Origin of the sequence: Abyssogena phaseoliformis symbiont OG214 (assembly GCF_016592595.1) — a bacterium.
Classification (GTDB): domain Bacteria; phylum Pseudomonadota; class Gammaproteobacteria; order PS1; family Pseudothioglobaceae; genus Ruthia.
In genome coordinates, this window is sequence record NZ_AP012977.1 from 728,781 (window position 1) to 741,267 (window position 12,487).

A 12,487-nucleotide genomic window follows, 5' to 3' on the forward strand; every position below is an offset into this window, starting at 1 on the left:
ACCTTGAGTCAAATCTCAATTTTAACCAAACTAAGGTTTGGCATGGGTAAAAATTTAGTCGCTTTTTTTAAATCACACTCTACTCACATCTCGAACAAATTCTAGTGTCTTTAACTGTACAAACACCTCATTTAATTGAGTAATATTTGCAACACTGATGACCATATTAAGTGATTTGATAAAATTATCTTTTTCTTGAATCTCTAAGTGTTCAATGTTGATGTTCATTTTTGAAATAACACTGGCAATAGAGGCAAGTGTGCCTCTTTGGTTAGCAACATCAACAGCAATCATTGCTTTAAATTCCTCGTCTTTATCTGCTTGCCAATCAATATTAAGCCATTGTGCATTTTTGTTCTTAGCATGAACCAAGTTAGCACAAATCACCCTGTGAATCACCATGCCTTTAGAAGTGGTTAAAACACCAGTCACTTTATCACCAGGAATGGGATGGCAACAATGTGCAAAACTAATGGCTTTGCCTTGAGTTTTATGAATGCTAATTTTTTGAGCTGCATACTTGGCGTTATCGCCTTGCAATTTGTTCAGTGCAACTGATACTAAAATTTCAGAGAGTCCAATTTTCATGTACATGTCTTCTTTAGAATCACAATTTAACGCTTTAAGACATGCTAACCACTGAGCTTCATCAATGCCATCTGTGTCTATATTTTGATAATCCAGTGCATTGGTTAATAAATACTCTCCTAATTGGATTAGTTCAGCAGCAGATTCGTTTTTAAGATACGCTTTAATTGAGGATCTGGCTTTTACAGTAATGGCAATTTGCAACCAAGAAGACCTAGGTGTGGCTCTATCATCGGTGATAACTTCAATGGTTTGCCCTGATTTTAATTCGGTGGAAATGGGAGTGTTAACTTGGTCAACCTTGGCTTTAAGGGTGTGATTGCCAATACTGGTATGCACCATGTAGGCAAAATCAAGCACGGTTGATTTATAAGGCAGCTGAATAATATCCCCTTCAGGGGTAAAAACAAACACCTTGGAAGGGAACAAATCTGCCTTGGTTTCTTCCAAAAACTCAATAGAAGTACCCGAATTTTGTTGTATATCCAGCAATGAACCTAGCCAGTTATTAGCCAATTCTGATTTATGGTTAGAGTTACTCTTATAGTGCCAATGTGCAGCAATGCCGTATTCTGAAATAAAATGCATGTCAGATGAGCAAATTTGCACTTCAATAAAAATCTTGTTAGGGCCAAATAACACCGTATGTAACGACTGATAGCCATTTAATTTGGGTAGTGCTACATAATCTTTAAACTTACCTGGTAGTGGTTTGTATAAATTATGAATAATACCTAGGGCTTGATAGCATTGTGCCACATCAGCCACAATAACTCTAAGCGCATACATATCTAGCACCTGAGAAAATTTCAAATGTTTAATTTTCATTTTTCTATAAATACTACAAGGTTGCTTTTTGCGACCATTAATATCAGCATTAGGCATGCCTTTTTGATCTAATCGGTTTTTTATTTCAGTTTGAATATGGCTGATAATTTTCTTGCGATTGCCGCATTGTTTTTTAATTTGATTAACCAAAACCTTGTTACGAAATGGGTAAATAATGGCAAAACACAAATTATCAAGCTCAACCCTAATGCTATTAAGGCCCAAGCGGCGTGCAATAGGTGCATGTATTTCTACCGTTTCTTTAGCAATTCTAAGTTGCTTATCCCGACGCATAGAACCGAGTGTTCGCATATTGTGCAAACGATCTGCCAATTTGATTATCATAACGCGCATATCATCACTCATGGCTAAGAACAACTTTCTAAAATTTTGTGCTTGCTTGTCTGTGTTTGAGTGAAATTCTAGCCCAGTTAGTTTGGATACGCCCTCTACAATGTGTGCAATTTCATCACCAAAATCACGCTTAATTTGCTCATAAGTGACTGAGGTATCCTCGATACAATCGTGCAATATTGCTGCCACAATACAATAATAGTCTAGTTTTAACTCTGCCAAAATCATAGCGACTGATATGGGGTGAAACACATAAGCCTCGCCCGATTGTCGATATTGCCCATCATGCGCCGTTGCTGCAACAATATAAGCCTGATAAACACCCTCAATCTGCCCTTTAGACATATAATTTTCTAGCGTATTACACAATTCGCTAATTAGGATTCTTCTATCAGGTGAATTCATTCAATATAGTTAAATTTAAGGATAAATCTTTGCCATTATAATGCAACCACGTCAGTATAATGCCCTCACATATCTGTAATAAACAATACCTTGAGTTATGAAAAAATTATTCATCATCCTGCCTTTTTTAGCATTATTACTTAATAGTTGTTTTTGGCAAGAAGAAGCTAAAAGAGAATCTATCGCCAAAGGCTGGTCGCCAAAAACATTCTTTGCTCAAGCTAAAGAAGAGGCCTTATCAGGCTCAACAGACAAAGCCATTGCGCTTTTTGAACAACTACAAGCAGCCTACCCTGGTTCAAAATATGCACTACAGTCTAAATTAGAAATTGCTTATGTATTGTATAAGGGCAAGGACTATGATCAAGCAATTGATCGCTTAAATAACTATATTAAGCTTTATCCAGAGCACTTCTCAACCCCGTATGCTTATTATTTACGTGGTGTTATTTCACAAGACAAATCTCGCTCGTTTTTGGATGACTACCTTACTGATAGCGCCCAACGTGATGTTAATTCAGTACGTGATGCTTTTAACTACTACCTAGCATTGATTGATAAATTTCCCAAAACTGAATATGCTGAAGAAGCCAAAACCCATCTAGTTATACTTAGAAATATTTTATCAAGGCATGAACTATTTGTGGCTATTTACTACACCAAAAGAGGGGCTAATATTGCTGCCATCAATCGCACTAAGTTTATCATTGAAAAATATCCAAACACACCTTCAGTACCTGCAGCACTACATTTAATGGCACGTAATTACGACGCTATTAGTGCAAATATACTGGCAAAAGATGCACGCCGCGTACTAAAGAATAGTTATCCTTCGTACACACCACATTACTCTTTAGAAAACTAAAATTCTTAATCAGCTCCAATGAATAAACAAGAAAGAGCTTTCGCATTTAAGATTTCTTTAATCATGGCCACGCGCATGCTGGGCTTGTTTATGATTTTCCCTATATTTTCAGTTTATGCTAGTGAATACACCAGCACCACGCCTTACCTAATAGGCTTGACTATTGGTATTTATGGCTTAACTCAAGCATTATTACAAATCCCCTTTGGCTATTTATCAGACAAGTATGGTCGCAAACCCATGCTAATCATTGGTCTTATTATCTTTTTTATTGGCAGTGTTGTGGCCGCTAACTCAACAGACATCATAGGCATTGTTATTGGTAGAGCCTTGCAGGGTGCGGGTGCTATTTCAGCGGTATTGATGGCATTTTTAGCAGATTTTGTTAATGAAAATCAACGTCCCAAAGCCAATGCTTTTGTGGGTGTGCAAATAGGCATAGCCTTTATGTTGGCCTTACTATTAGGTCCTATAATTAGTGTTAATTTAGGCATATCTGGTTTATTTTGGGTGATTGCTTTGCTTTCTGTTGTTGCACTGATTATTGTTAGCACCCTGCCCAACGCCAAACCTAAAGAGCAATATGCTTTGTCAATTGCAAACATCAAAAAAGTAATCAATATTGATTTACTACGGCTAGATTTCAGTGTCTTTGCACTACATTTAATTCTAACTTGTGCTTTTATCGCCATGCCAATTTTTTTAAAAGAAAACAATATTGTTGATATTAAAGACAGTTGGCAAATGTATTTACCTATTATTATCTTGTCCTTTGTTGGTATGTTGCCAATGGTTATTCTGGCTTCCAAATATCAAAAAATTAAACCTGTGTTTTTAAGCGCCATTGCACTGCTGATTATCAGTCAAATTTTGTTTTACCAAATACAACTTACTTACACTTCGTTTTTTATTCTCTTAACTTTATTCTTTATTGCTTTTAATGCATTAGAAGCCATCCTACCCTCGCTCATAGCCTCAAGTGCAAGCACTGATAAACGTGGCTTAGCAATGGGTTTGTACGCCACATCACAGTTTTTAGGTGCGTTTGTTGGTGGTATTGTTGGCGGATGGATTTACAACATGTCTAATCTAAATAGTGTATTCTTATTCACCACATTTATTGCAATTGTTTGGTGGATAATTATCCTAATAACAAAGCAAAAAACACCCATTAAACGGGCAACAGAAAATTAATCGGAGCAAAAAAAATGGCAGGAATCAACAAAGTAATTTTAGTAGGCAATTTAGGTCAAGATGTAGAATTAAAATACACCTCTGATGGCAGAGCAATAACCAATTTATCCGTTGCAACCAGTGAAAGTTGGACAGACAAAAATACAGGACAAAAGGTTGATAAAACCGAATGGCACCGCGTTAGTTTATTTGGAAAATTAGCTGAGATTGCTGGTCAATACCTACACAAAGGCTCCAAGGTTTACGTTGAAGGTAACCTAAGAACACGCAAATGGCAAGACCAAACTGGCGCTGACCACTTCACAACTGAAATAGTTGTGTCTGGTTTTAACGGCACATTACAAATGTTAGATCGTCGCGATAATGCTGATATGGGCGGTGCGCCCCAACCTCAACAATCAGCCCCTTCTGCGCCTGCACCACAGCAACAAGTTACAGCAGCGCCAATCTCAGACCCTATCGCACCTGTTGATAATTCTGGGTTTGATGATGATATTCCTTTTTAAAAGCAACAACATACACCAATAAAAAACCCATTTTCATGGGTTTTTTATTACATGCTCAAATGTGTTATTTATCTCGATTACTCCAATAATCAGCCTTGTTTGAAATCACCCAGCGTACACCGCCCTTAGGGTTTTCAACATCATCTTTATATCTAGGAATCAAATGCACATGTAAGTGCATAATGCTTTGCCCTGCTGCTTTACCATTATTCACACCAATGTTATAACCATCTGGAGAAAACTCCTCATCAAGAATAAGTTTAGCCTTTTGAATAGCTTTGGCAATCGCATTTTGCTCTTGCTCGGTAATGTCAAAATAAGTAGCAACGTGTCTTTTAGGGATAATCAACACATGCCCAGGAGAGGCAGGATAAGAGTCTAAAAATGTAATGGTTAAATCACACTGACCAATAATTCTTTCTTCGCGCAATTGACAAAACAAGCAATCTGTATTCATTTTTTTATTCCTAGAATAAATGATTATTTTGGATGCATATTTTAACCCAAGCCAACATTAATAAGCATAATGCTTTGACCTTAAAAATAGCAAATCAGGCAATAAAAAACCGGCATAAAGCCGGCTTTACTACGCAACTTATGATTTATCGAGTATCTTCAGTTGATACTGAAGGCTCATCATTTTCTGTTTCAGCCGTTACTGGAATTGCTTGATTGTAGCCATAATTCCAAGGGCTGTTATTCATTGCTCCAAACGAACTAGGGCTGGTATTAAACCCCCAAGGTCTGGTAGTGCCAGTATCAAAACTAAACGGCTGACCATTACTATTATTAAAAGGACTGAAGTTGTTATTAGTTCTAAACGGCGTAAAAGAATTATTATTATTCCAAGGATAATTTCCCCAATTGTTACCATTACCCCAAGGTGAATTGCCATAACTACTGCCGTTCCAAGGTGTATCGTTACCACCCCATGGTGTGTTGTTAACATTGCCATTACTCCAAGGCGTGTTGTTGCCAAAATTCATTGGACTGTTGCTATTCCAATTATTGCCCCAATTTGCAGTAACATTAAGTGCCAATGTTAGTAAAGAAATTGTTATTATTTTTTTCATACTTTTCCACTCCTTAATTATTAATTAATCGTCATTATAAACCTAATGTCTTACTTTTAGCGAAAAAAAACCAGCAACTAATGCTGGTTTTTAATCATAGCTTTTATACTATCTTGCTGTTGGTACTACTGGTGTAGCCATGTTAGGTGCAACGCCAGGTCCCCATGGGGTATTTACATAACTATTGGGTGCAAAACCATAACCATAACCATTGCGACCATAACCATAATAGTTATTGTTATTGTTATTCCAACCGTTATTGTCAAACTCATCAAACATATTGCCCATTTCTTCTGGATACCAACGAGGATCCCAAAAATCGTATGGGTTGTAACCAAACATGCCATTATCTTCTTGATAGCCATAACCATTATGGTTGTTGTAACCATTGCTCCGAGGGGTGTTGTTGTTCCAAAATGCATTTGCACTTAGAATGAATGCCAATAGCACTATTGCAAAAATCTTTTTCATTGTCATATCTCCATTTAATTAACTTGATTTGTATTATATCATAATGATATATTTATGCAAATTAGTCTTTAAGCAAGACTAATATTTAAAAAGAGTGGGAACTGCGTGAATATCGATAGTCAGTATAAGACTTTGGCGACCCAGAATTGTTCACTACTGGGGTATGATTAGGCGTAGAAAATGACATGGCTGCAGGTGTTTCATATATCAAAGGCGTGGTGTTGTTTTCTGCTTGATATGCCTGACTAGGGGTTGGCATTTGATTCATATTAAAGCGTGAGGCGTTGGTATTAAATGCTTGATTGTTATAGGGATAAGGGTAGGGGTAATTATAACGACGATTGTTAGTATTATTATCTACCCTTTCCATCCAAACTGGCCAATCGTTATTCTTATAACCAGCACCATAACTGTTAAAGTCTAAAAATGCAGTTGTATTTAAACTTATGATTAGCAATCCAAGTAATAATATCTTTTTCACCACATCCCCTACACTTTATTACAATTTAGAACTTATTATATACTTGTATAATGCCAACCATGAATACAAAGCAGATATTACAATCTCTTTTAGAACAACGAATTTTAGTACTTGATGGTGCCATGGGCACCATGATTCAAAAGCATAAATTAACCGAGCAAGACTATCGTGGCGAGCGTTTTAACGATTGGCATGTTTTGGTTCAAGGTAACAACGATTTACTTTCACTGACTCAGCCTCAAATTATTAAAGACATTCACAAAGACTACTTAAAAGCAGGTGCTGATATTATTGAAACCAATACCTTTAATGCAACGCGCACTTCCATGTCTGATTATAAAATGGAAGCATTAGCCTATGAAATTAACCTTGAAAGTGCCAAAATGGCACGCCAAGCAGCAGATGAATTTTCAAGTGCTGAAAAACTAAGATTTGTTGCTGGTGTTATTGGCCCAACCTCACGCACTTGTTCACTCTCGCCAGATGTCAACGACCCTGGGTTTAGGAACGTCACCTTTGATGAGTTGGTTGATGTTTATATAGAGTCTACTCGTGGTTTGATTAAAGGTGGTGCAGATATTATTCTGATTGAAACTATCTTTGATACACTCAACGCAAAAGCTGCTATCTTTGCCGTTGAGCAAGTCTTTGAAGATGACGATGTCGAATTGCCAATTATGATTTCTGGCACCATTACTGACGCCTCTGGTCGCACTCTATCTGGGCAAATGACCGAGGCTTTTTATAACTCACTACGCCACGCTAAACCAATCTCTATTGGGCTTAATTGTGCATTAGGGCCTGATTTATTACGCCAATATGTGGCTGAAATGTCACGCGTGGCAGACACTTATGTATCAGCCCATCCAAATGCTGGCTTGCCCAATGAATTTGGCGAATATGACTTAGGCGCCCTAACCATGAGTGAGCAAGTAAGCGAATGGGCAAACTCAGGCTTGGTGAATATCTTAGGTGGCTGCTGTGGCTCAACGCCTGAACATATTAAAGCCATTGCCAATGCTATTAAAGACATACCACCAAGAAAAATCCCCACCATTAAGCCAGAATGTCGCTTGTCAGGGCTTGAAGCCTTTAATATTGGTGATGATTCACTGTTTGTAAATATTGGCGAACGTGCTAATATTACAGGTTCAGCTAAATTTAAACGCCTCATTCTTAACGAAGAATATGAAGAAGCATTAGACATTTGCCGTACGCAAGTTGAAGAAGGCGCACAAGTGGTTGATATCAATATGGACGAAGGCATGCTTGATGGCAAAGCTGCTATGGTTCGTTTTATGAATCTAATCGCCTCAGAACCTGACATTGCTAAAGTGGCACTAATGGTGGACTCTTCTAAATGGGAGATTATCGAAGCTGGGCTTAAATGCACACAAGGCAAGCCCATTGTTAACTCCATCTCACTCAAGGAAGGCAAGGCAAACTTTATACAATACGCTCGTCTGTGTAAACGCTATGGCGCGGCGATTATCGTTATGGCATTTGATGAAGTCGGGCAAGCAGACACGCAAGCACGCAAAATTGAAATTTGCACTAATGCTTACAATATCCTAGTTGATGAGGTTAATTTCCCACCAGAAGACATTATTTTTGACCCCAATATTTTTGCCGTCGCAACAGGTATTGAGGCGCATGATAATTATGGGGTAGACTTTATTGAAGCCACACGCATTATTAATAAAAATCTACCTTACGCCAAAATATCTGGTGGTGTATCTAACGTTTCGTTCTCATTTAGAGGCAACAATCCAGTACGCGAGGCAATTCACTCGGTATTTTTATACCACGTTATCAAAGCTGGCATGACGATGGGCATCGTCAATGCAGGGCAATTAGTGGTTTATGATGACATTGACCCTAAACTTAAAAAAGCCGTTGAAGATGTGGTGCTTAATGCTGATAATAAAGCTGGTGAGCGTTTGGTGAATATTGCCGCTCAATTCTCTGGCTCACTTGAGCAAAAAGACAACAGCAAAGATTTAGAATGGCGTACATGGGCAGTAGAAAAACGCCTAGAACATGCACTAGTCAAAGGCATTAACAAATATATTAATGAGGATACTCAAGAAGCCTTTGATAAATTAGGTCGTCCTATTCTCGTTATCGAAGGCCCACTTATGAGTGGCATGAATATTGTCGGTGATTTGTTTGGTGCGGGCAAAATGTTCTTGCCACAAGTGGTCAAATCCGCCCGCGTGATGAAAAAATCCGTCGCCTACCTAGACCCATTCTTAGAAGCCGAAAAAGAAGATTGTGCCTCCACTTCACAAGGCAAAATCTTAATGGCAACGGTTAAAGGCGATGTGCACGATATTGGTAAAAATATTGTTGGTGTGGTGCTTTCTTGTAATAATTATGAGATTATAGATTTAGGCGTGATGGTACCTGCTGAGACCATTTTAGAAACCGCCAGAAAAGAAAATGTCGACATTATCGGCCTATCTGGACTCATCACCCCCTCACTAGATGAAATGGTGTTTGTCGCTAAAGAAATGACTCGCCAAGGCTTTAAACTACCCCTAATGATTGGCGGTGCCACCACCTCTAAAGCGCATACAGCCGTAAAAATTGAGCCAGAATACAATCATGGCGTGTTTTACGTACAAGATGCCTCTAAATCTGTTGGCGTGGCCTCGAGCCTACTGTCTGAGAAGTTAAAACCAAAACTACTAGCTGACACCCAACAAGAATACGAAATCGTCAGGAAACGCCGTGCCAACAAAGGCAAAAGCAAACTCATTTCTTTAGAAAAGGCCAGAGCCAACAAGCCCAATGTCTCTTTTAATGCTATTGTTAAACCTAAAAAATTAGGCATTCATGTTTTTAAAGACTACGACTTAGCCGAAATTTTAAAATTTATTGACTGGGTGCCATTTTTCCACACTTGGGAATTAGCCGGAAAATTCCCCGATATCTTAACGGATGAGGTTGTGGGTAAATCTGCTAGCGCACTGTTTGATGATGTCAAAGCTTTATTTAAAAAAGTGATTGACGAAAAATTACTCACCGCTAATGCTGTTATCGGCATTTTCCCAGCCAACAGCATCAATGAAGACATTGAGTTATATGATGAAAACGGTGAAGTACTCATGACCCTTAACCATCTACGCCAACAGTTGGATAAAAAAGGCAATACCCCAAATTTTTGTTTAAGCGACTTCATTGCCCCAAAAGACAGTGATATTCAAGATTATATGGGTGCTTTTGCCGTGACCACTGGCATTAATATCGAACCACTCATCAGCGCATTTGAAGCTGATCATGACGATTACAACTCAATTATGATTAAGACTGTGGCTTGATAACTTCGTATAATGTATGCTATACGAAGTTATTACGTCCGAATTTAAAATTTAATTGACTGGGTGCCATTTTCCCACACTTGGGAATTAGCCGGAAAATTCCCCGATATCTTAACGGATGAGGTTGTGGGTAAATCTGCTAGCGCACTGTTTGATGATGTCAAAGCTTTATTTAAAAAAGTGATTGACGAAAAATTACTCACCGCTAATGCTGTTATCGGCATTTTCCCAGCCAACAGCATCAATGAAGACATTGAGTTATATGATGAAAACGGTGAAGTACTCATGACCCTTAACCATCTACGCCAACAGTTGGATAAAAAAGGCAATACCCCAAATTTTTGTTTAAGCGACTTCATTGCCCCAAAAGACAGTGATATTCAAGATTATATGGGTGCTTTTGCCGTGACCACTGGCATTAATATCGAACCACTCATCAGCGCATTTGAAGCTGATCATGACGATTACAACTCAATTATGATTAAGACTGTGGCTGACCGCCTAGCCGAAGCCTTCACCGAACTTATGCACTTTAAACTACGCACCGAACTTTGGAGTTATAGCTCTGAGGCATTTGACAACAACCAACTTATCCAAGAAAAGTTTGACGGCATCCGTCCTGCCCCCGGCTATCCATCTTGCCCTGAACATAGCGAAAAAGAAAAGCTCTGGGATTTGCTTAATGTTGAGAAAAACACTGGCATGACCCTTACTAGCTCATTCGCCATGCTACCCACTGCTAGCGTCAGTGGCTGGTATTTTGCTAACCCTGATGCCAAATACTTTGGTGTTGCGAAAATCAACCAAGCACAACTAGAAAACTACGCCAAACGCAAAGGTATCTCATTAGAACAAGCAGAAAAACTACTTTCACCTAATTTAGAATAGTTGTTTTTAATAGAGTATATAAGGGAATATGTCCTTATAATAATAGTTAACGCAAAAAAAAGAAATATCACATGTCTGAATTATCAAAGAATATTATAACCGAACAGCACAAGGGTGTTCATAAACAGTTTGACTGCGTGTATGCAGCAGCACTCGCATATATGTCTTTAAAATATAGTAGAGATTCCCTTGATACGGTACTACGGACACAGCATAAGAAAATTATAAAAAATGAGATTAAACAATCAATGAGAAATATTGGATTCAAACCAGATTTTTTATCCTCAGAGCTGGGGTATTATGCATACGAATTCTGGGAAGTAATCGTAAATGAACGGTTTGGATCAAATATTTTAGAAGAAAATTTATCTCAATTCACGGATGGTACTCTGCAACAAATGGGCGAATATTTGGACGAGCAATTTCGTAATGAAGGTAGAGCAGACTCAATAGGGTTCCTGAAAACTCTGCTTTAATGCGAAGCAATGTATATAATTTATTAAGGTATTTTGTATTTGGCACGATTTTATTAATTGTAGTGTTGGTTTGGGAATAAAGGGATTATCTTTGAAAATTATATTTAAAAACAATAACTTATGATTATAAAAACACCTAACAAGGCGCTTCACCTGAGCGCTAACGCGTCAAGTGAGCTTGGTCGTTAGCCCCATAAAAAACAATGAAAAATATTCTGAAACATTCTGTGAATATGTTAGTACCTTTACTTATCACAATCACAATAGCAATCTTGATTTTAGCTATATATAATATATTTGGTTTAGCACCAGAGGCTATTATTGGGCAATCTAAAATGTCTAGTTTGCCAGCCATTGCAATTAGCGCTGGTGTATTAATTGCGTCTATAACATACCTAAGTAATAAATCATCTCAAGCTGTCACACACCAAAGAAAAAGAGATGAACTTTACCTAAGTATTACACGAGAATCGTTCGATGAAGTGTACGGGCTATTAAAAGACAAAAACAATGATAGGATTGTTTGGGTAAGAGCATCAAGGCTACTACTTAAAACATTGGCAATAAAATCAAAAATACAAACACCAGGCATACTTGATGCTTTTAAATTGGCAGAAGAAAGATTAAGAAATGAGTTATATCGGTCGTTGTCTGTAAAATCAGATATATTCAGCAGTAGGCAGCCACTCCCGCCACAATTTTTTTACGGAATAGCCGATTGGAAAACAGAAATATCATTAGATGAGGCTGCCAAAAAGAGTAGTAGTAAAATTGAAGCACATTTAGTTGAAATTGACAAAAACTTACCAGAACCAGAAATGGCTCCGTTATCTGCAAAGACAGTAATTGCAATCTTCGACTTCATGGAATTCCCAAAAGACTATGATGACCCTTTACCTAATGTAGAGGAATGGACTGATAATTGGAAAGATACTCATGGGATTGAACAAGGAGCAAAAAGATACATTGCACATAAAAACTCTCAAAAGGGCTAACAAGTCATTCAACCGGCCGTTTTATATGCCGTTCCGCTTC

Annotated in this window: 12 protein-coding genes; 7 read left to right on the plus strand and 5 right to left on the minus strand. The window is 38.0% G+C overall.

What is annotated here, in order from left to right:
- Positions 1-72 precede the first annotated feature (72 nt).
- Entirely contained in the window at positions 73-2,175 is a 2,103-nt protein-coding gene (locus CVPH_RS04695) for a RelA/SpoT family protein (protein ID WP_201342338.1), read from the minus strand.
- Positions 2,176-2,272: 97 nt separating this feature from the next.
- Between CVPH_RS04695 and CVPH_RS04700 the strand changes: the two genes are divergently transcribed.
- From CVPH_RS04700 to ssb, 3 genes are read left to right on the plus strand one after another with little or no spacing between them, the layout of a single operon-like run.
- Positions 2,273-3,040 (plus strand): outer membrane protein assembly factor BamD, encoded by a 768-nt coding sequence (locus CVPH_RS04700; RefSeq protein WP_201342339.1) that lies wholly within the window; start codon positions 2,273-2,275, stop codon positions 3,038-3,040.
- 18 nt (positions 3,041-3,058) lie between these two features.
- On the plus strand, positions 3,059-4,234 hold the full coding sequence (locus tag CVPH_RS04705; RefSeq protein WP_201342340.1) for an MFS transporter: 1,176 nt from the start codon (positions 3,059-3,061) through the stop codon (positions 4,232-4,234).
- A 14-nt stretch (positions 4,235-4,248) separates the two neighbouring features.
- A complete protein-coding gene (gene ssb, locus CVPH_RS04710; protein WP_201342341.1) occupies positions 4,249-4,740 on the plus strand; it encodes a single-stranded DNA-binding protein in 492 nt (163 codons plus the stop codon).
- Positions 4,741-4,804: 64 nt separating this feature from the next.
- Here the strand turns inward: ssb and CVPH_RS04715 are convergent, their stop codons facing one another.
- The 4 genes from CVPH_RS04715 to CVPH_RS04730 form a co-directional block, all read right to left on the minus strand.
- Entirely contained in the window at positions 4,805-5,197 is a 393-nt protein-coding gene (locus tag CVPH_RS04715) for an HIT family protein (protein WP_201342342.1), read from the minus strand.
- Positions 5,198-5,342: 145 nt separating this feature from the next.
- On the minus strand, positions 5,343-5,813 hold the full coding sequence (locus tag CVPH_RS04720) for a hypothetical protein (RefSeq protein WP_201342343.1): 471 nt from the start codon (positions 5,811-5,813) through the stop codon (positions 5,343-5,345).
- A 108-nt stretch (positions 5,814-5,921) separates the two neighbouring features.
- The gene (locus tag CVPH_RS04725) at positions 5,922-6,284 is read right to left on the minus strand and encodes a hypothetical protein (RefSeq protein ID WP_201342344.1); all 363 of its coding nucleotides are present in this window, start codon (positions 6,282-6,284) and stop codon (positions 5,922-5,924) included.
- 85 nt (positions 6,285-6,369) lie between these two features.
- On the minus strand, positions 6,370-6,765 hold the full coding sequence (locus CVPH_RS04730) for a hypothetical protein (protein ID WP_201342345.1): 396 nt from the start codon (positions 6,763-6,765) through the stop codon (positions 6,370-6,372).
- A gap of 59 nt (positions 6,766-6,824) precedes the next feature.
- Here CVPH_RS04730 and metH point away from each other — a divergent pair, with 59 nt between their 5' ends.
- The 4 genes from metH (at position 6,825) to CVPH_RS04750 (ending at position 12,447) form a co-directional block, all read left to right on the plus strand.
- Positions 6,825-10,088 carry a methionine synthase gene (gene metH / locus CVPH_RS04735; protein WP_225879815.1) on the plus strand — a complete coding sequence of 1,088 codons (3,264 nt, stop codon included), beginning with the start codon at positions 6,825-6,827 and terminating at the stop codon, positions 10,086-10,088.
- A gap of 63 nt (positions 10,089-10,151) precedes the next feature.
- A complete protein-coding gene (locus CVPH_RS04740; RefSeq protein ID WP_225879816.1) occupies positions 10,152-10,976 on the plus strand; it encodes a vitamin B12 dependent-methionine synthase activation domain-containing protein in 825 nt (274 codons plus the stop codon).
- Between the two features lie 71 nt (positions 10,977-11,047).
- Entirely contained in the window at positions 11,048-11,452 is a 405-nt protein-coding gene (locus tag CVPH_RS04745) for a hypothetical protein (RefSeq protein WP_201342346.1), read from the plus strand.
- A gap of 203 nt (positions 11,453-11,655) precedes the next feature.
- Positions 11,656-12,447: a hypothetical protein gene (locus CVPH_RS04750; RefSeq protein ID WP_201342347.1), complete on the plus strand. Its 792-nt coding sequence runs from the start codon at positions 11,656-11,658 to the stop codon at positions 12,445-12,447.
- The last annotated feature ends 40 nt before the right edge of the window (positions 12,448-12,487 follow it).